Here is a 22076-nt window from a genome sequence, read left to right as displayed (position 1 = left end):
CCCGAGCGGCTGGGGACGGTCGTCGGCTCCCTCGACGAACTGGCAGTCAGGCTGCGCGGCTTCCTCGACCGGCCGGAGCACGCGGACGGCGTGCACCGCAGCCGGGTGAACCGCAACGGCGGTGGCGCGCTCACCGCTGACGAGGGACTGGGCGAGGTCGTCGCGGCCTGGATCGCCAAGGGCGAGTACGCCAAGGTGCTCGACCTGTGGGTGAACGGCTTCGACATCGACTGGCGGGCGCTGCACGTCGGCGCGGACGTGCGCCCGGTGTCCCTGCCGGCCTACCCCTTCGCCCGGGAGCGGTACTGGGTCGCCGAGGAAGGGACCGGCCGGCCCGACGACGCGGCGGACCCGGACGGCGGCGGCCCGCGATCGCAGGTCGACGACGTCCTCGACGACTACCTGAACGGCTCACTCGACTTGACCGCCGCGGCAGAGATGCTCAGCCCGGCGTTCACCACCGCGCCGGTGCGCACAACGGAAAACGGAGGGGCGGCGAAGTGAACGACGTACTGGTCAAGATGCTGCTGGACCTCAAGGCGAACCGCATCTCCAAGGAGCAGTTCAAGGAGGCCGTGAACAGCGGGGCGGTGCGAGCGGGCGAGGAGACCGGCCCGGAGCTGGTGAGGTTCGGTCCCGTCTGGGAGCGGGCGGCCGGCGGCACCGCCGCCGCGGAGATCCCCGGGCACGTCGTGCTGCTCGCGGAGCCGCGGCAGGCAGTGGAGGCGTTGCGGACGCAGAGCGGCGCCGCCGCGGTGCACCTCCTGGAGAGCCCGGCCTCCGGGCTCGCGGCGCGCTATGCGGATCTCGCCTGCCAGGTGCTCGACACGGTCAAGCGGCTGCTCGCCGACCCGGCGCTGCCCCGGACGCTCGTCCAGCTCGTCTGCCCGGAGACCGGCGAGGACTCGCTGCTGTCCGGTCTTCTCGCGATGCTGCGGACCGCGGCGCTGGAGAACCCGAAGGTCGTGCCCCAGTTGGTGCTCGTCGACCGGGCCGCGCGCGTGGAGCGGGTGGCCGAGCAGGTCCTGGAGGCACGGGACCACGCGGACTCCTCGGCGGTGCGGTGGCGCGACGGTGAGCGGGAGGTCCTGGTCTGGCGGGAGCTGCCCGCCCCCGCGCACACCGACCTGCCCTGGAAGGAAGGCGGCACCTACGTCATCACCGGTGGCCTGGGCGGCCTGGGGCTGATCTTCGCCGAGGACCTGCTGCGGTCGGTCCGCAGCGCGACCCTCTTCCTGACCGGCCGTTCGCACCTCGACGGTGAGCGGGCGCGGGCGCTGGAGGCGCTGAGCCGCCCGCACGCGCAGGTGCGCTACGTGCCGCTCGACGTCGCGGACACGGCGGCCGTCGAGGCGTTCGTGGCCGGGGTCCGGCAGGAGTGCGGCTCGATCGACGGCATCATCCACAGTGCCGGGGTCACCAGGGACGGCCTCATCCGCACCAAGAGCGCGGACACGCTGCGGGAGGTCCTGGCCCCGAAGGTGACCGGGACGGTCAACCTCGACAACGCCAGCCGGGACCTCGCGTTGGACTTCTTCGCCACGTTCTCCTCGGGGGCCGCGGTCACGGGCAACACCGGCCAGGCGGACTACGCGGCCGCCAACGCGTTCATGGACGCCTTCGCGCACCACCGCGACGCTCTCGCCACCGCCGGACAGCGCTCCGGGCGCAGCCTGTCCGTCAACTGGCCCCTGTGGGCCGAGGGCGGCATGACCGTCGACGAGGAGACGGTGCGCGTGCTCCACGCGGACCTCGGCATGGCTCCGCTGCGTACGGCGACCGGAATCCGCGTCCTGCACGAGTTCCTCCTCTCGGACCACAGCCAGGTGATGGCCGTCGAGGGCGACGGCCCCCGGATCCGTCACGCGTTCTCCGCCCCGTCCGCCACTGCCCGGTCCGCCGCGGCCCCGTCCTCCCCGGCGCACACCGCGGCGACGGTCCCCGTGGCGGCTGTCGACGAGGACGAGCTGCGCGACAAGGTGCTCGACAAGCTCGGCAGGCTGTTCGGCGGCGTCACCGGTCTGCGGGCCGCGCAGATCGATCCGGGGGCGTCCCTGGAGAGCTACGGGATCGACTCCATCGTCGTCACACGGCTGAACCGGAAGCTCGCGGAGGTCTTCCCCGGCCTTTCGGCCGCACTGCTGTACGAGTACAACTCGCTGGACAGCCTCGGCGCCCACTTCGTGGCGGAACACCGTGAGCAGTGCCTCACCTGGACCGGTGTCGACGGAGCGCGCCCCGTGGGCGCGGCCGTCGTCGCGGAGCAGGCTCCCGTCCGGGTCGCCCCCGCTCCGGCCGTCGTCGTGCGGGACACGCCGGACGCCGCCGACGCCATCGCGGTCGTCGGTGTGAGCGGGCGCTTCCCCCAGGCGCGCAACCTCGACGAGTACTGGGAGAACCTGGCCGCGGGGCGTGACTGCGTCTCGGAGGTCCCACCGCAGCGCTGGGACCTGACGGGCTTCTTCCACCCGGACCGCGACGAGGCCGTCGCGCACGGGCTGAGCTACAGCAAGTGGGGCGGCTTCCTGGAGGGCTTCGCCGACTTCGACCCGCTGTTCTTCGCCATCTCGCCGCACGAGGCGATGAGCATGGACCCCCAGGAGCGCCTGTTCCTCCAGGAGTCCTGGAACGCGATCGAGGACGCGGGCTACACCCGGCAGCGCCTGACGGACCAGCACGGCGGGCGGGTCGGCGTCTTCGCCGGCGTGTCCAAGACCGGCTTCGAGCTGTACGGGCCGCGGCTGTGGGAGCAGGGCGAGAACCTCCACCCCGTCACGTCGTTCGCGGCCGTGGCGAACCGGGTGTCCTACTTCCTCGACCTCAAGGGCCCGAGCCTGGCCGTCGACACGATGTGCTCGTCGTCGCTGAGCGCCGTCCACGAGGCGATGGAGCACCTGCGCCGCGGCGAGTGCGACGCGGCCATCGCGGGCGGGGTCAACCTCTACGCCCACCCGTCGAGCTACGTCCTCATGTCCAGGGTGCGGATGCTCTCCGACGACGGGAAGTGCCGCAGCTTCGGCGCGGGCGGCACCGGATTCGTCCCCGGTGAGGGCGTGGCCGTCCTGCTGCTCAAGCGACTGGCGGACGCGCGGCGCGACGGCGACGTCATCCACGCCGTGCTGCGCGGCAGCAGCATCAACCACGGCGGCCGGACCCACGGCTACACCGTGCCCAACCCGGCCTCCCAGGCCGAAGCGGTGCGCGAGGCCATGGACAGGGCCGGGGTGTCGGCGCACGACATCGGCTTCGTCGAGACGCACGGCACCGGGACCGCCCTCGGCGACCCCATTGAGATCGGCGGCCTCTCCCGGGCGTTCGCGAAGGACACCGACGCCCGTCAGTACTGCGCGATCGGCTCGGCGAAGAGCAACATCGGCCACCTGGAAGCGGCGGCCGGCGCCGCCGGGCTGGTCAAGGTGGTGCTCCAGCTGCGGCACGGGCAGATCGCCCCCAGCCTGCACGCGCAGGAGCTGAACCCCGAGATCGACTTCGGCTCGACCCCGTTCCGCGTCCAGCGGGAGCTGGCCGAGTGGAAGCGCCCCACGGCCGAGGTCGACGGGGCGGTGGTGGAACGCAACCGCGTCGCCGGGGTCTCCTCGTTCGGCGCCGGAGGCTCCAACGCGCACGTGATCGTGGAGGAGTACCGCAGCGCGGACACGGCGGGCACCACCCCGGACGACCACGGCCCGCAGGTGGTCGTGCTCTCGGCGAAGGACCGTGCCCGCCTGCGCGAGCGGGCAGGGGACCTGGTGGCCTGGCTCGGCCGCCAGGACTCCGCACACCTGCGCCTCGCCGATGTCGCGTACACGCTGCAGGTGGGTCGTGAGGCGATGGAGTCGCGGCTCGCGCTGCGCGTGGCCTCGTTCGCCGACCTCGCGCACAAGCTGACCGCGTTCGCCGCGGGCGACGACGACGTCGAGGACCTGTACCTGGGCGATGTCAAGCAGCACAGGGAGACCCTGGCCCTGCTCGCCGCCGACTCCGACATGGCGGCGACCGTCGGAGCGTGGATCGACAAGGCCAAGTTCGCCAAGCTGATGGACCTCTGGGTCAAGGGACTGGCGTTCGACTGGGAGACCCTTCCCCGCGCGGGCGCGGTGCGCCGGGTGTCCCTGCCGTCGTACCCGTTCGCCAAGGAGCGCTACTGGGTCGGTGACGTGGGAACGGCAGCGGCGCGCGTCGACGGCGCGCGGAGCGTGGGCGTGGTCCACCCGCTGGCGCAGGTGAACTCCTCGACCCTGGACGTGCAGCGCTTCGACTCGGTGTTCTCCGGTGACGAGTTCTTCCTGCGGGACCACGTCGTCCAAGGCGAGCGGGTGCTGCCCGGTGTGGCGTACGTGGAGATGGCGCGGGCGGCGGTCGAGGCGTCGGTGGACGGCGTCGGCGAGCTGAGGCTGCGCAACCTGGTGTGGGCGCGGCCCGTCAAGGTGGCCGAGGAGTCCGTGCGGGTGCGGACGACGCTGGTGGTCGAGTCCGAGGGAGAGGTGGGCTTCACGATCACGACGTCCCCCGACTCGGTGGACGGCGAGGTGGTGCACTGCCAGGGCGCGGCGGTGCCGGGCGGGTCGGGCTCGGTGACGGCGGTGGACGTCGACGGCGTGCGGGCCGCCTGTGACGGTGCGCGGTGGGACGCGGAGCGCTGCTACGCCCTGTACCGGTCGTTGGGGCTGGACTACGGCCCCGCGCATCGTGGGGTGGACAGTGTCGCGGTCGGCGACGGCCAGGCACTCGCACGGTTGCGGCTGTCCGCGGAGGCAGCGGATTCCTTGGGTGAGTTCGTGGTGCACCCGGGCCTGATGGATTCGGCGCTGCAAGCGACCGTCGGTCTGCTCGCCGAGAGCGGCGATGCCGAAGACGGTGCGCTGTTCCTGCCGTTCGCGGTGGACGAGGTCGAGATCCTCGCTCCGTTCCGCGACAGCATGTGGGCGTGGGTGCGCTACAGCGCCGACGACACCCCCGGTAGCGGGGTGCGCAAACTCGACATCGACGTGTGTGACGACGACGGCGTGGTGTCCTGCCGGTTCACCGGGTTCTCCACCCGCGCCTACGGCACCGGCGAGGTGCCTGCGCCGCAGGTCGCCGCAGACACGTCACACGCGGTTCCCGAGCGGCAGTCGCAGTCGCAGTCGCAGCCGGTGTCGGATCCGGGCCCGGACCGTCGTGCGGGCGCCGGGCGGCCGGACGGCACGTGGGACGAGCGCGTGTGCGCCTACCTGGCCGGGGTGCTGGCGACCGAGCTGCGCCTCACCGTCGACCGGATCGATGTCGACGATGCCTTCGAGGTGTACGGCATCGATTCGATCATGACCATGAACCTGACCGGCAAGCTGGAGAAGGATTTCGGGTCGCTGCCCAAGACCCTCTGGTTCGAGTACCAGAGCATCCGTGCCCTCGCCGGGTACTTCGCGACGGCGCACAAGGACCGACTGACCGTGCTGCTCGGCGTGGCCGGCGGGTCTTCCGGCGGGGAGACCGAGCGCACCGACGGTGCGACCGCTGACGGTGCCGACGCGACCGCTGCCGCGGTTGCCCGGCCTGCCCCGGTGTCGGGGAAGCGGTCGGGGAAGCGTCCCCTGGCGCGGGCGCGCGGTGTGGTGCGGCCGCGCGCCACGGGTCGTACCGATGTGGCCGTCGTGGGCGTGGCCGGGCGGTATCCGGGGGCGTCGAACGTGCGGGAGTTCTGGCGCAACCTCGTGGAGGGCAAGAACTCCGTGACCGAGGTCCCGGCGGATCGTTGGGATCACGGTCGCTACTACGACGCGGACCAGCACGCGGCGGGGAAGACGTATGCGAAGTGGGGTGGATTCCTGGATGGTGCGGACCGCTTCGACGCGCTGTTCTTCAACATCTCCCCGCGCGAGGCGGAGTTCATGGATCCGCAGGAGCGGCTGTTCCTGGAGTGCGTGCAGGAGACGTTCCAGGACGCCGGGTACACGCGGTCGGAGCTGAGCCGCCACCCCGCCGACGAGCTCGAGGGCAACGTCGGTGTCTTCGTCGGCGTGATGTACGAGGAGTACCAGCTGTACGGTGCTCAGGAGCAGGCGCGGGGCCGCAACATCGCGTTGTCCGGCAATCCGTCCTCCATCGCGAACCGGGTGTCGTACTTCTTCGACCTGCACGGTCCGTCGATGGCGGTGGACACGATGTGCTCCTCGTCGCTCACGGCGCTGCACCTGGCCTGCCAGAGCCTCCTCAACGCCGAGTGCGAGGTGGCCGTCGCCGGTGGTGTCAACCTGTCGCTGCACCCGAACAAGTTCCTGATGCTGGGCAGCGGCAAGTGGGCGTCGAGCCGCGGGTTGTGCGAGAGCTTCGGCGCCGGTGGCGACGGCTACGTCCCCGGTGAGGGTGTGGGCGCGGTCCTCCTCAAGCCGCTGGACCGCGCGGAGGCGGACGGGGACACGATCTACGGTGTCATCCGTGGCACGGCGGTGAACCACGGCGGGAAGACGAACGGGTACTCGGTCCCGAACCCGCGGGCGCAGTCCAAGGTGATCGGCCGGGCCCTCCGCGAGGCCGGTGTGAACGCCCGGGACGTGTCGTACGTGGAGGCGCACGGCACCGGCACGTCGCTGGGCGACCCGATCGAGATCGTCGGCTTGACGAAGGCGTTCCGGGAACACGCCGAGGACAACCAGTTCTGCGCGATCGGGTCGGTGAAGAGCAACATCGGCCACGCCGAGAGCGCTGCCGGTATCGCCGGGCTGACCAAGGTGCTGCTGCAGATGAAGCACGGCACGCTGGTTCCCTCGCTGCACTCCGAGGTACTGAACCCGCACATCGATTTCGAGGGCAGCCCCTTCCGGGTCCAGCAGTCCCTGGCCGAGTGGACCCGCCCCCGTACCGCCGACGGCACCGAGTCGCCGCGGATCGCCGGGGTGTCCTCGTTCGGCGCCGGAGGGGCGAACGCGCACGTCATCGTGGAGGAGTACCTCCCCGACCGCGTCGTCGACCACGCTGATGGCGAGCCGGACGCCGAGGTGGCGATCGTGCTGTCCGCGCGGACCGAACCCGCTCTGCGCGACCAGGCCGAGCAACTCCTGGACTGGCTCGCCCAGGACGGGGCGGCGGAGGCGCTGTCCGACATCGCCTACACCCTGCAGACCGGTCGGGACGCGTTCGAGGAGCGGCTCGGCGTCGTCGTCGCCACCAGCGGCGAACTCACCGAGGCGCTCCGGGGTTTCCTCGCGGGCGAGAACGTTCCGGGCCTGTACCGCGCGAAGGCCAAGCGCCGCGGCACCGACGACAGCCTGCGCGTGTTCGCCGTCGACGAGGACATGGCGCGGGCGCTGGACGCCTGGATCGAGAAGAAGAAGTACGGCAAGCTGCTCGAACTCTGGGTGGCGGGCCTGGCGGTGGACTGGGCGAAGCTTCACCGGCCCCGCACGCGGCGCCTGGTCTCCCTGCCCACCTACCCCTTCCAACGCGAGCGCTACTGGCCGTCCCTGGACGAGGACCGGGCGCCGATGCAGGGCGCCGGGCAGTTGCACCCCCTGGTGCACACGAACACGTCCAGCCTGGCCGGGCAGCGGTTCAGCTCGGTGTTCACCGGGGACGAGTTCTTCCTGCGCGACCACCAGGTGCGCGGTGAACGGGTGCTCTCCGGGGCGGCGTGCCTGGAACTGGTGCGGGCAGCCGTGGCGGTGTCCCTGGACGGCGAGCCGCACGGGACGATCCGCCTCACCAACGTCGCCTGGACGCGGCCCGTCATCGTGGGAGAGCGGCCCCTGGCCGTGCACGTGAGCCTGCGTCCGGGTGCCGGGGACGACATCGGCTTCGAGATCTTCAGCCACCCCGACCAGGACCCCACCGCCCAGCCGGTGATCCACAGCGAGGGCGTGGTGCTCGTGCCTCCCGCGGCCGCGGGAGGCACCCCCCGGACCACTGTCGACCTGGCGGGCCTGCGGTCGGAGTGCCGGGATTCGGTGCTGGACGCCGATGAGGTGTACGGCGCCTTCGCGGCACACGGCATCGCCTACGGTCCGGGCCACAGAGGAATCCAGCGGCTGTGGGTGGGTGACGGCCAGGTCGTCGCCCGGCTGGTGCTGCCCGACACCGTCGGGGCGACACCGGACGGCTACGGCCTCCACCCGTCCTTGCTGGACTCGGCCGTGCAGGCCGCTCTGGGGGTCACCGCGGACGACGAGGGGACACCGCACCTGCCCTTCGCGGTCGACGAGGTGGAGATCACCGGTGACTGCGCGCGGTCCATGTGGGCGTGGGTGCGCTCCAGCACCGGCCGGCAGGAGGATTCCGCGGTCCGCCGTCTCGACATCGACCTGTGCGACGACGACGGGACGGTCGCTGTTCGGCTCAAGGGCCTGTCCTTGCGGGCCTACTCGGCCGGGAAGGACAGGAAGGCCGAGGATGTCGGGCTGTTCCTCGCCGCGCCGCACTGGGTCGGCGAGGAACACCAGGGCGGTGCGCGCGAGGGCGAGCCTGCCACGGTGACGGTGGTCGCCGGGCTGCCCGGGGTCGCGGAGGCGCTCGCATCGCGCGGAGGGACCCGGGTCGTCCGGATGGACTCCGACGCGTCGGGTGTGGACGGTCGGTTCTCGGACTACGCGTTGCAGGTCTTCGGCGTGGTGCGGCAGGTACTGGCCGAGCACGCGCACCACGACGTGTGCGTGCAGGTGGTGGTGCCCGCCGACGGGGAGTCGTCGGTGTGGTCGGGGCTGGCCGGTGTCGTGCGGACCGCGGGGTTGGAGAACCCGCGTGTCGCGGGCCAGGTCATCCTGGTGGAACCGTGGGAGGACCCGGAGCGGGTCGCTCCGTGGGTCGGGGCCGACCGCGCCGCGGCGGAGGACGCGGTGGTGCGGTACCGCGGTGGTGCCCGTGAGGTGCTGCGGTGGCGCGAGCTGCCCGGCGCCACCGCCGGCGGTGACGTGGCGGTGGCGTGGAAGGACGCCGGGGTGTACCTGATCACCGGTGGTGCCGGTGGGCTGGGCGTGCTGTTCGCCCGTGACATCGCCGCACGGGCGCCGGGCGCGCGGATCGTGCTCACCGGCCGCGGAGCCCTGGACGAGAGCCGGGGCGCGGTCATCGCCGAGCTGCGGTCGTCGGGTGCGGAAGCGACGTACGAGCAGGTCGACGTCACGGACCCGGCCCAGGTGGAGGCGCTGGTGCGCCGGATCCGCGACGCGTACGGCCGCCTGGACGGTGTTCTGCACAGTGCGGGTGTGATCCGGGACAGCTTCATCCTGAAGAAGACCGAAGCGGACTTCGGCGCCGTACTGGCGCCGAAGGTGGCGGGCCTGGTGAACCTGGACGAGGCGACGGCGGACGTCGGTCTCGACTTCCTCGTGCTCTTCTCCTCGGTCGCCGGTGTGTCGGGCAACGTGGGGCAGGCCGACTACGCGGCCGCGAACGCGTTCATGGACGCCTTCGCCGGACACCGCAACACCCTGGTGGCCAGGGGCGAACGGCAGGGCCGGACGCTGTCGGTGAACTGGCCGCTGTGGGCCGAGGGCGGCATGGGCGTCGACGCCGGAACCGAGCGGTCGATGCGCGAGAACTTCGGCATGGTCCCGCTGCGGACCCGGACCGGGATCAGCGCCCTGCACCGGGCGCTGACCACCGACGAGGACCAGGTCATGGTCCTCGAGGGCGACACCGAGCGCTTCGCGGCCCTCATCGGCGCCCCGGCGGACGGGCACGGGTCCGCCCCGGCCGGACCCGCCGCCGACGACCTGACCGCCGACGAGCGCGCCGACATCGAGCGCGCCGGCATCGAGTCCGCTGGCATCGAGTCCGCCGGCATCGAGCCCGACCTCACGGGGGAAGGCATCGAGCGCGCGGCGGTGGCGTACTTCACGAAGCTGCTGTCGTCGGTGATCAACCTGCCCGCCGCCCGGATCGACCCCGAGGCGTCGCTGGAGGACTACGGCATCGATTCCGTGATGACCATGGACCTCACCCGGGCCCTGGAGGAGGTCTTCGGGTCGCTGTCGAAGACCCTGCTCTTCGAGTACCAGAGCATCGAGGCCCTCGCCGGGCACTTCGTCACCGCCCACCCGGACAAGGTGCGCGCACTCGTCTCCACCGGGAGCAGCGGTGCACGGGCCGTCGCGGCGGGCGAGCGGACCACCCGCGAGACCGCGCCCAGGGAGGCGGGCACCCGGCGGGACCGCGGCAGGCGGCCGCGAGCCGAGCTGCCCGCGGCGGGCACGGCTCCGTCGGGGCCGGTCGACATCGCGATCATCGGCCTGGCGGGCCGCTACCCGCAGGCACAGGACGTCCACGAGTTCTGGCGGAACCTGGCTGACGGCAAGGACTGCGTCACCGAGATCCCCGTCGAGCGGTGGGAGCACGACCGCCACTTCGACGCCGACCGGCAGGCCGCGGGGAAGACGTACAGCAAGTGGGGCGGATTCGTCGACGACGCCTACGCCTTCGACCCGCTGTTCTTCAACATCTCTCCGCGGGAGGCGGAGATCATGGACCCGCAGGAACGGATGTTCCTCCAGTGCGTGTACGAGACCCTCGAAGACGCCGGGTACGTCCGCGAGTCCGTGAGGACCCGCACCGGCAACGTGCTGGACGGCCGGGTCGGGGTCTTCGTCGGCGTGATGTACGAGGAGTACCAGCTCTACGGCGCGCAGAGCCAGGCGCTCGGCGATCCCCTCGCGGTCAGCGGCAGTGCCGCCGCCATCGCGAACCGGGTGTCGTACTTCTGCAACTTCAACGGCCCGAGCATGAGCGTGGACACCATGTGCTCGTCGTCGCTGACGTCGATCCACCTGGCGTGCCGGAGCATCCAGTGGGGTGACTGCGACGTGGCGGTCGCGGGCGGGGTGAACCTGTCGCTGCACCCGAACAAGTACCTGCTGCTGAGCACGGGCAACTTCGTCTCCAGCTCCGGACGCTGCCAGAGCTTCGGCGCGGGCGGCGACGGCTACACCCCGGGCGAGGGGGTGGGCGCGGTCCTGCTGAAGCCGCTGGCGAAGGCCGTCGCGGACGGGGACCGGATCTACGGGGTGATCAAGGGCACGGCGCTCAACCACGGCGGGAAGACCAACGGTTACACCGTGCCGAACCCGCACGCCCAGGCCGGAACCATCGCCGACGCGCTGAAGACAGCGGGTGTCGGTGCCCGCGAGGTCGGCTACGTCGAGGCCCACGGCACGGGGACCGCGCTGGGCGACCCGATCGAGATCACCGGGTTGTCGAAGGCATTCCGTGAGCACACCCAGGACAACCAGTTCTGCGCCATCGGATCGGTGAAGAGCAACATCGGCCACGCGGAGAGCGCTGCCGGGATCGCCGGCCTCACGAAGGTCCTGCTCCAGATGCGGCACCGCAAGCTCGCCCCGTCCCTGCACGCGGAGACGCTGAACCCGAACATCGACTTCACCAGCACTCCGTTCAGCGTCCAACGCGAACTCGCCGACTGGCTGACGCCCGACCCGGCGACCCCGCGGATCGCCGGGATCTCCTCCTTCGGCGCGGGCGGTTCCAACGCCCACGTCATCGTCTCGGAGTACCTCCCCGCACCGGGGGAGCGCGCCCCCGCGGTCGCGGGCCCCGTCGTCGTCCCCCTGTCGGCGCGCACCGGGGACGAGCTGCGCGACGTGGTCCGCAACCTCGCCGCATGGCTGAGCCGTCCGGAGAACGCCCACCTCGACCTGGCGGACGTGGCGTACACGCTGCAGGTCGGACGTGAGCCGCTGGCGGAGCGCCTCGGCATCCTGGCCACCTCCGCACCGGACCTCGTCGACAAGCTCCACCACGTCCTCGCGGGCACCACCGCCGACGACGTCGTGCGCAGCAGGGCCAAGGACGAGAACACCGTCTCCGCGCTGTTCTCCCAGGACGCCGACCTCGACATCCTGATCGCGACCTGGGCCGAGAAGGGGAGGTACGACAAGCTGCTCGAACTGTGGGTCAACGACGTCCCCGTGGACTGGCACCGCCTCTACCCCGGCGGTGCGACACCGCGACGTGTCGCACTTCCCACCTACCCCTTCAGCCGCGAGCGCTACTTCCCGTTCGACAACCTGGGTGTGGACACCCGTGGGCCGCGCGTGCTGCACCCCTTGGTGCACGAGAACACCTCGGACCTGGCGGAGCAGCGGTTCACCTCGGTGTTCACCGGGCACGAGCCGTTCCTGCGCGACCACGTCGTCAACGGCGCGAAGCTCATGCCGGGCGCGGCCCTGCTGGAGATGGCCGTCGCCGCGACCTGCATCACCTGCCGGACCCAGGCCGAGCCGTCGGCGCCGGTGGCGCTGAAGAACGTCGTCCTGGCGCAGCCGCTGCACGTGAACGGCAAGCCGCGGGAAGTGCACATCGGCCTGCACCCGCAGGCCGACGGCGACATCGGGTTCCGGGTCTACAGCACTGCCGACGACGCGGAACCGGTCGTGCACAGCGAAGGCGCCGTCTACCTGGCGGAGGGCGCCGCGGAAACGGTGCTCGACCTCCATTCCCTCCGCGATGCCTGCGACCGCGCGGAACTCACCGCCGAGCAGTGCTACCAGGCGTACAGCGCCGCCGGCATCACCTACGGCCCCGCGCACCGGGGCGTCCGGCACATCTGGGTCGGGCAGGACCAGGCGCTGGCCCACCTCGTGCTGCCCGCTGCGGCCCACGGCACGCAGGGCGACTACACGGTGCACCCGAGTCTCGTCGACGCGGCGCTGCAGGCGTCCATCGGCGTGATCGGCAGCCTGGGGGCGCAGCGGGAAGACGCTCCGCTCGTGCCCTTCGCGATCGACGACGTCCTCGTCCTCGACAGCAGCACGGCCGCCATGTGGGCGCTGGTCCGCCCACGTGCGGAACAGCCGGGCGACGCGCTCCACAAGGTCGACGTGGACCTGGCCGACGACCAGGGCCGCGTGCGCGTCCGGATCGGTGGCCTGTCCTTCCGTACCCTCGACGGGCCGTCGGGGCACGGGGAACCGGTCGAGCGCACGAAGGAGCCGACCGACGTCCGGGCGCTGCTGCACCCGGAATGGCAGGCGCGTCCCGTGACGAACACGCTGTCGGAGGACGACGACGTGCGGCGCACCGTGCTTCTCGTCGAGATGCCGGAGGCGGCGGCGTTGCTGTCCGAGCACGACAACGCCGTCGTGCTGACCTCCGGGGACAAGGAACTCGACCGGCAGTACACCGCGTACGGGCTGCAGGCCCTCGAACACGTGCGTTCCGTGCTGCGCGGCGCGTCCGCGGGCCGGGCCGGCATCCAGTTGGTCATCGGCCAGGGCCCCGCATCCGGTCCGCTGTCCGGACTCGTCGGACTGCTGCGCACGGCCACGATGGAGAACCCCAACGTCTCGACGCAGGTCATCCTCCTGGAGGAGACGGACACGCCCGAGACCGCGGCCCGGCGGGTGCGGGAGAACCGTGCGCACCCCGACGACACGATCGTGCGGTACGTCGACGCGCGGCGCGAGGTGCCCGCCTGGATCGAGGACGGCGCCGGCACCGCCGACGTCCCCCCGGTTCCGTGGCGGGAGAACGGCGTCTACCTCCTGACCGGTGGGACGGGAGCGCTGGGCCTGGTCTTCGCGCGGGAGATCGCGACGCGGACGCGCAGCGCCACGCTGGTGCTGACCGGGCGTTCCCCGGTGGGCCCGCGGGTGCGGGAAGCGCTGCGGGAGCTGGAATCCCACGGTGCGGCGGCGCACTACCGGCAGGTCGACGTCGCGAACGAGGCCGAGGTCGACGCCCTGGTGGACACCCTGGTGGCAGAACACGGCCGGATCGACGGCGTCATCCACGCCGCCGGGGTGACGCGGGACGGCTTCATCCTGACCAAGCAGGCCAAGGACTTCGCGGACGTCCTGGCCCCGAAGGTGTCCGGGGTGGTGAACCTGGACAGGGCGACGTCCACGCTGCCGCTGGACTTCTTCGTGACGTTCTCGTCCACGACCGGGGCGTTCGGCAACGCCGGCCAGGCCGACTACGCGGCGGCGAACGCCTTCATGGACGCCTACGCCTGGCACCGCCAGGACCTCGTGGCCCGGGGGGAACGCTCCGGGCACAGCCTGTCCGTCAACTGGCCGTTGTGGGAGGACGGGGGAATGGGCGTGTCACCGGAAGTACGGTCGATGCTGCGCTCGCGCTACGGCGTCGTCCCCCTCGACACGGCGACCGGGGTTTCGGCCTTCCACCGCGTCCTCGCCTCGACGCACAGCCAGGTCATGGTCGCTTCTGGACCGGGCCGCGCGGGAGCCGGGGACACCGGCTCATCCGCTTCGTACCAGAGTTCCCCTTTCTCCTCTGATGCCGGGACGAATCAGTGACGCACAACGACCCCAACTCCCTCGAAGCCAAGGCGACGGCGTTCTTCACGCGTGTCCTCTCCGAGGTCATCAAGCTCCCGGCCGACCGCATCGACGCCCGTGCGGCGTTCGACAGCCTGGGGCTGGACTCGGTGATGATGATGAAGATGACGGACGAGCTGGAAGCCGTCTTCGGGTCGCTGCCGAAGACCCTGTTCTTCGAGTTCGGCGACATCCGTGCGCTCACCGGCCACTTCCTCGCCGCGCACGGGCCCGAGCTGGCCCGGTACCTGGGCGCGGAGCCCGGCAGCGGGCAGCCGGGTGCCCCCGCCGACCCCGCCCCGGCGCCCACCCGGGGCAGGGACGTCGCACCGGGGCGGGCCGCCTTCGCGCGCAAGCCGCTCAGGACGGGCAGGTGGTCGACGCGGTTCGACGAGCCGCGGGCGCTCCCGGCCACACCCCCGCCGGCGCCGCAGAGCCCGACGACGGGACTCGACATCGCGATCATCGGGCTGGCCGGGCGCTACCCGAAGGCCCGCACGCTCGACGAGTTCTGGGAGAACCTGGCCGCGGGCCGCGACTGCGTGACCGAGATCCCGGCCGACCGCTGGGACCAGAGCGTGTACTACGACGCCGACAAGGAAGCGCCCGGCAAGACCTACAGCAAGTGGGGCGGATTCGTCGACGGCGTCGACGAGTTCGACTCCCTGTTCTTCCGCATCTCGCCGCCCGAGGCGAAGCTGATGGACCCGCAGGAGCGGTTGTTCCTCCAGTGTGCCTACGAGGCCGTCGAGGACGCGGGCTACACCCCCGAACGGCTGAACACCCCGCTCGGCGACGGGACCCGGACGCGCGTCGGCGTCTACGCCGGTGTGATGTACGAGGAGTACCAGCTCTACGGCGCGCAGGAGCAGGTCCTGGGCAACTCCGTGGCGCTGTCCGGCAATCCCTCGGCCGTCGCCAACCGGGTGTCGTACTTCTTCGACTTCCACGGTCCGAGCATGAGCGTCGACACGATGTGCTCGTCGTCGTTCACCGCCATCCACCTCGCGTGCCAGAGCATCGAGTCCGGCGCGTGCGACGTCGCGCTCGCGGGAGGGGTGAACCTGTCGGTCCACCCCAACAAGTACCTGATGCTCGGGCAGGGCAAGTTCGTGTCGAGCAAGGGCCGGTGCGAGAGCTTCGGCAAGGGCGGCGACGGCTACGTCCCCGGCGAGGGCATCGGCGCCGTCCTGCTCAAGCCGCTGGCCCAGGCCGTGCGCGACGGGGATCGCATCCACGGGGTCATCAAGGGGATCGCGGTCAACCACGGGGGCCGGACGAACGGGTACTCCGTTCCCAGCCCGCAGGCACAGGCCCGGTCCGTCTCCGACGCCTGGCGGCAGGCGGGGGTCGACCCGCGCGCGCTGAGCTACATCGAGGCGCACGGCACGGGGACCTCGCTCGGCGACCCCGTCGAGATCGCCGGGCTCACGCGAGCGTTCCGGGAGCACACCCAGGACAACCAGTTCTGCGCGATCGGTTCGGTGAAGAGCAACATCGGCCACGCGGAGAGCGCCGCGGGCATCTCCGGTCTGACCAAGGTGCTGCTGCAGATGAAGCACGGGCAGCTGGTGCCGTCGCTGCACTCCGCGGAGCTGAACCCGCACATCGACTTCGGGAGCAGCCCCTTCTCCGTGCAGCAGACGTTGGCCGAGTGGAAGCGGCCCGCGCTGACGGTCGACGGGGCGGAGCGGGAGTTCCCCCGTATCGCGGGGATCTCGTCGTTCGGGGCGGGCGGTTCCAACGCGCACCTGGTCGTCGAGGAGTACCGGGCGGAGCCGCCCGCCGCCCGTACGGACGGGACACCTGTGGCGGTCGTGCTCTCCGCACGCAGCGTCGAGAGGCTGCGGGCGAAGGCCGCCGACCTGGCCGACTGGATCGAGACGAAGAAGCTCTCCGCAGCCGACCTGCCCTCGCTCGCCCACACCTCGCAGGTCGGCCGGGAGGCCATGCGGGAGCGGCTCGGCATCGTCACGGACTCCATGACCGACCTGCTCTCCCGACTCAGGGACTTCGTCGCGGGGGCGGAGGACGGCCTCGCGCGCGGCCAGGCGGTCCAGGGCTCCGAGAGCCGTTTCGACGCCGCGGCATCCGGCGACCCCGCCGAGTTGGTGGACCTGTGGGTGCGGGGTGCCGCCGTCGACTGGTCCGTGCTCCACGGCGACGGGACGCCGCCGCGCATCGCCCTGCCGACCTACCCGTTCGCCAGGGAACGTCACTGGATCGACACCTCCGCCACGGCCCGTGCCGTGCGGCAGGACACCCCAGGGGCCCTCGTGTTCGAGGAGTTCTGGGAGCCCGTGGGCGCTCCGGTCCGGCAGCACGCCGGACCGAGGACCCTGGTGTGCCTGTGCTCCGACCCCGCGAACCAGGCGGAGCTGGAGCGAGCCGCCGGCGAGACCGATCCCGAGGCGACGCTCGTCTTCGTCTCGCGGACACCGGCCTCGGGCGATGTCGCGCGACGCCGCTGGGCGGTGGACGCGGGGGAGCAGACCGACTGGATCCGCGTCTTCGCGGAGATCCGCGAACGGTTCGGCCCCGTGGACGCTGTACTGAACCTGTGGCCGGTCGAGGAGGGGGCAGGACCGCGGTCCTCCACCGACACCGTCCACCTGCTGCAGGCTGTGGCGACGACGAAGCCGGGCGTCCGGCACGTCCTGCAGGCGGGCGAGTTCCGCGACGGGATCGAGCGCGCCTACGCCGAGTCGTGGATGGGGTTCGAACGCTCCCTCGGCCAGGTCCTGCCCGGCGTGGCGTTCGTCGCGGTGATCGAGGACGCCCGGGGCACGCGTGCCCGGACGACCATGACCGATTGGTTCGCGCGCCTGAGCGCCGAACTCGCCGGGCCCACGAGCACCCTGTACCGCGACGGGACGCGCCACGTGAGCCGGGTCCGCCCGGCCACCGCCGGCGCCGGGAAGGACCTGCTGAAGCAGGGCGGCACCTACCTGATCACCGGTGGCCTGGGGGCGCTGGGGCTGCTGTTCGCCGAGCACCTCGCCCGGACCCGGTCGGCACGGCTGGTGCTGACCGGCCGGTCGCCCCTCGACGCGGACCGGGCGCGGCGGATCGCCCGGCTCGGGTCACTGGGCGGTGAGGCCCACTACGAGCAGGCGGACGTCACCGACCGGCGGGCCATGCGGGAGGTCGTCCGGTCGGCACACGAGCGCTTCGGCGGGATCGACGGCGTCATCCACGCCGCCGGTGTCCCCGGCACGGGCAGCGTGCTCGCCGACGACGCCCGCGCCTTCCAGGGCCTGCTCGCCGCCAAGGTGGACGGCACGCTCGTGCTCGACGAGGTCCTCGCGGACGAGCCCCTCGACTTCGTCTGCTACTTCTCGTCGTCCTCCGCGCTGCTCGGGGACTTCGGCGGCTGCGACTACGCCGTCGGCAACCGGTTCCAGACGCTGCACGCCCACCACCGCGACGAGCTCGTCCGCCAGGGAACCCGCTCGGGCGCGACCGTCGCCATCAACTGGCCGCTGTGGCGCGACGGCGAGATGGGCTTCGACGACGTGCGGGCCACCGAGCTGTACCTCACCTCCAGCGGCCAGCGCCTGCTGGAGAACGCCGAGGGCATCCGGCTCTTCGAGCAGCTCATCGGCCAGGGCGTGCCGCAAGGGCTCGTCATGGCGGGCGAACCGCAGCGCTTGCGCCGCCTGCTCGGGATCGATGCGGCGTCCGCAGTGCCTGCCGCGTCCGCGGAGCCCGAGCAGCCGAGCACGCAGGTCGCCGCCACCGGTGCTCCGGTCGCCGGCCCGGGCCACGAGCACCTCGCCGCCCGTGTCCTGTCCGACCTCGAGACGCTGATCGCCGAGACCGTCCGGGTGCCCCGCGACCAGATCCACGCCGACGAGAACCTCGCCCAGCTCGGGTTCGACTCGATCACCTTGGTCCGGCTCGCGAACGCGATGACCACGCACTTCGGCGTCGACGTCGTCCCCTCGGTGTTCTTCTCCCACCCCACCCCGGAGAGGCTGGTGGCGCACCTGGTGTCCGAACACACCGACCACCTCCGGCACCGCTACCCGGCGGAGCCCACGGCCCCGGCCGCACCGGCCGCGGCCGGCCACCGGCCCCAGGCCGCGGCCCCGGCTCCGGCCGCGACCCCGGCACCGACGGGCCCGGAGTCGGGACCGGAACCCATCGCCGTCATCGGCATGACCGGCCGGTTCCCGGCTGCCCGGTCGGTGGACGAGTTCTGGCGGATCCTCGCGGACGGGCGCGACGTGCTCTCGGCCGTCCCCGAGGACCGGCGCCCCGACTGGAGCGACCCGCAGGCCCCGGCCCCCGCGACGGCGCGCTGCGGCTTCGTCCCCGGGATCGGCGAGTTCGACCCGACCTTCTTCGAGATATCGCCGCGCGAGGCGCGCACGATGGACCCGCGGCAGCGCCTGCTGCTGCAGGAGGCGTGGCACGTCCTGGAGGGCGCGGGCTACGGCGAGCGGAAGCTGCGTGACGAGCGGATCGGCATGTTCGTCGGCGCGGAGCAGGGCGACTACCTGCACCTGGGCGGGGGCGAGGGCACCCTGACGGGGCACCACGAGGCGATCCTGGCCTCCCGGCTGGGCTACCTGCTCGACTTCGCCGGACCGGTGCTCGCCGTCAACACCGCCTGCTCCTCAGGCCTGGTCGCGGCCCACCAGGCCTGCACCAGCCTGCGCAACGGCGAGTGCGACGCCGCCATCGTCGCCGGGGTCAACCTGGCGGCGAGCTCCCGTGTGTTCGCCGAGACGAGCAAGGCGGGAATGCTCTCCGCGAGCGGTGCCTGCTTCGCGTTCGACCGGCGCGCGGACGGCATGGTGCTGGGCGAGGCCATCACCGTCGTGATGTTCAAGCGCCTGGCGCAGGCGGAGGCCGACGGCGACGACATCCTCGCCGTGATCCGCGGTAGCGGCATCAACTACGACGGCCGGACGAACGGCATCACCGCGCCGAACGGCGCGGCGCAGGCGCGCCTGTACCGCGCCGTCTACGAGCGGCACGGGATCGAGCCCGAGCACATCGGCCATGTCGTCGCCCACGGCACCGGCACCCGGCTCGGCGACCCGGTCGAGGTCAACGCGCTGAACGAGGTGTTCTCCGAGCACACGGACAGGACCGGGTTCTGCGCGCTCACCTCCGTCAAGCCCAACGTCGGGCACACGCTGGCCGCCTCCGGCATCGTCAGCCTGATCGCGCTCGTCCAGTCGCTGCGCCACGGCGTCATCCCGCCGAGCCTGCACTGCGAGCAGGACAGCGACTACATCGCCTGGCAGCGGAGCCCGTTCTACGTCAACAAGACCCTGAAGGCGTGGCCGGAGAACCCGACCGGGACGCGGCTCGGGGCCGTGAGTTCGTTCGGCATGAGCGGCACCAACGTCCACATGGTCGTGGAGAGCTACCGGGCCCGTGCACGCGTGGCGCGGCCCACCGACGCCCCCGCCCGCCTGCTGGCCCTGTCCGCGAAGACCGAAGGGGCGCTGCGCGACCGCATCCGTGACCTGCGCGAGGCGCTGCGGACCGCGGACCGTGACGTCGTCTCCCTCACCGACGTGAGCCACACCCTGCTGGAGCGCAGGCAGCACTTCGATCACCGTTGTGCGCTTGTCGTCGGTGACCTCGACGAGGCCGTCTCCGTGCTGGGCGCCGCCGAGCGGGGCGAGCAGCACGCCGGGGTCCGCTTCGGCGGGGTGCCGAGCGACCGCCGGGACCGGCCGCGGGAAGCCGACGGCGAGGCGCTGTTCGCGAGGCTCGCCGCGGCGGGCACCGACGGGCACCGTGATGTGCTCCTGGGGCTGGCAGACCTCTACTGCCGGGGCGCGGCCCCCGACTGGCGGGTGCTGTTCGCCGACGACGATCCGCAGCTGGTGGCCGTTCCCGGCTACCCCTTCTCGCGCAAGGTGTATTGGGTGAACCGGGAGAACCCCGTGGTGAAGCGGTCGGTGTCCGACGAGGCCGTGCCGTCCGGCGCCGCGGCAGCGCAACCGGCACACGAGGAGCCGGTGGGTCCCGTCGCCGGACGCCGTCGGGTCACGCTGCGGAACCCGGCCGAGGTGATGACCGTGTCGACGCCGGCGGCCGCCAAGCCGAGGAACGTGCGGCTGGCCGACCTGGGGGAGCGGTCCGCCGCTCCGGCGGGCCCGGCCTCCGCGGCCCTGCCGCCCGCCGCGCCGGTGACAGCGCCGGTGGCAGCGCCGGTGGCAGCGCCCGAGCCTGCCGCGGCCCGGGCGGACGCGGTCCCGGTGAAGGCTCTGGGCGAGCTGCGGCAGGAGCTGAGGAGCGGCCTCGCCGACGTCCTGCAGATGCCGGAGGGCGACATCGACCCCGGCCGTAACTTCATGGATCTGGGCCTGGACTCCATCCTCGGGGTGGAGTGGGTCAAGGCCATCAACAAGAGGTACGCGACGAAGCTCACCGCCACGAAGCTCTACGACCACCCGTCGGTGCGCGAACTCGCGGACTTCGTCCGGGGCGAACTGGCCGCGTCTGCACCCGCGAAGGCCGCACCCGCCAAGGCCGCACCCGCCCGGCCGGTACCCGTGGAGGCCGTGCCCGCTCCGACGGTGGAGCCTGTCGCGGCCCCGGCACCGGACCGTCCCCGGGTCTCGAAGGCCGTGCTGCTGGAAGGAGTGCGCACCAGCCTCGCCGACGTGCTGTTCCTCGCCCCTGAGGACATCGCCGCCGATCGCAACTTCGTCGAACTCGGCATGGACTCCATCGTCGGCGTGGAGTGGGTGAAGATCCTCAACAAGAACTACGGGACGTCGCTCGCGGCGACTCAGCTGTACGACCACCCCACGGTGCGCAGGCTCACCGACTTCCTGGTGACGCTGGTGGAGACGGCCGCCGTGTCCGCGGCGGCCACGCCGAGCGAGGTCACCGAGCCGGTCGCGCACATCGCGCCGGTCGCGCACATCGCGCCGGTGGTGGGCATCGCGCCGGTGGTGGACGCGCCGGTGGTGGACGAACCGGCGCCCGCCACCCGGGCCGGCGACAAGGTGGCCGTGGTCGGGATGTCCGGGCGCTACCCCGACGCGGCGGACCTCCACGCCTACTGGGACAACCTCCGCAGCGGCCGCGACTGCGTGACCGAGGTCCCGCCGTCGCGCTGGGACGTCTCGCGGTACTACGACCCCCGGCCCGGCCAGGAGGGCAAGACGTACTCCAAGTGGATGGGGTACCTGGCGGACGCCGACCACTTCGACCCGCTGTTCTTCAACATCTCCCCGCTGGAGGCCGAAGGGATCGACCCGCAGCACCGGCTGTTCCTCCAGGAGGCCTACCGGGCGTTCGAGGACGCGGGGTACGACCCGCAGTCCCTCGGCTCCCAGAAGTGCGGCGTCTACCTGGGCATCAGCGGCAGCGAGTACAGCTTCCTGGTGTTCGGGGGCGACGGGGTGTCCGCGTCCGCGACGAGCAGCAGCAACGCCATCGCCGCCTCGCGCATCGCCTACTTCCTCAACCTCAAGGGCCCGGCCGTCGCCGTCGACACGGCCTGCTCGTCCTCGCTGGTCGCGCTGCACCTCGCCCGGCAGGCGCTGCTGAGCGGTGAGATCGACATGGCGCTCGTCGGCGGTGTCTCGCTGTACCTGCTCCCCGACACCTACGTCGGCATGTGCCAGGCGGGGATGCTCTCCCCGGAGGGGCGGTGCAGGTCGTTCGACAACGGCGCCGACGGGTTCGTGCCGGGTGAGGGGGTCGGTGCCCTGGTGCTCAAGCGCCTCAGCGACGCCGAGGCCGACCGCGATCACGTCCACGGTGTCGTCGCGGCGTCCGGCATCAACCAGGACGGCAGGACGAACGGGATCACGGCGCCGAGCGCCGCCAGTC

Annotated in this window: 3 protein-coding genes (2 of these 3 only partly in view); all 3 read left to right on the top strand. The window is 72.0% G+C overall.

Translation table 11 applies throughout. The annotated features are described in order from the left end of the window. Tightly spaced (each overlapping or abutting the next), the 3 genes in view from FHS38_RS11940 to FHS38_RS11930 form a layout consistent with a single transcriptional unit that may run on beyond the window. Window positions 1-504 carry the 3' portion of an SDR family NAD(P)-dependent oxidoreductase gene (locus tag FHS38_RS11940; protein ID WP_184733515.1) on the top strand. The gene continues 27264 nt to the left of window position 1, outside the view, so only the last 504 of its 27768 coding nucleotides appear in the window; its start codon lies beyond the left edge, outside the window; its stop codon occupies window positions 502-504. Next, entirely contained in the window at window positions 501-14243 is a 13743-nt protein-coding gene (locus FHS38_RS11935) for an SDR family NAD(P)-dependent oxidoreductase (RefSeq protein WP_184733514.1), read from the top strand. Before FHS38_RS11940 ends, FHS38_RS11935 begins: the two co-directional genes overlap by 4 nt. Then, on the top strand, window positions 14240-22076 hold the 5' portion of the coding sequence (locus FHS38_RS11930; protein WP_184733513.1) for an SDR family NAD(P)-dependent oxidoreductase. The gene runs 9797 nt beyond the window's last position; only the first 7837 of its 17634 coding nucleotides appear in the window; its start codon is at window positions 14240-14242; its stop codon lies off the right edge, out of view. Before FHS38_RS11935 ends, FHS38_RS11930 begins: the two co-directional genes overlap by 4 nt.

Origin of the sequence: Streptomyces netropsis, from assembly GCF_014203545.1 — a bacterium.
GTDB lineage: Bacteria > Actinomycetota > Actinomycetes > Streptomycetales > Streptomycetaceae > Streptomyces > Streptomyces netropsis.
This window is presented reverse-complemented; position numbering and strand designations above follow the sequence as displayed.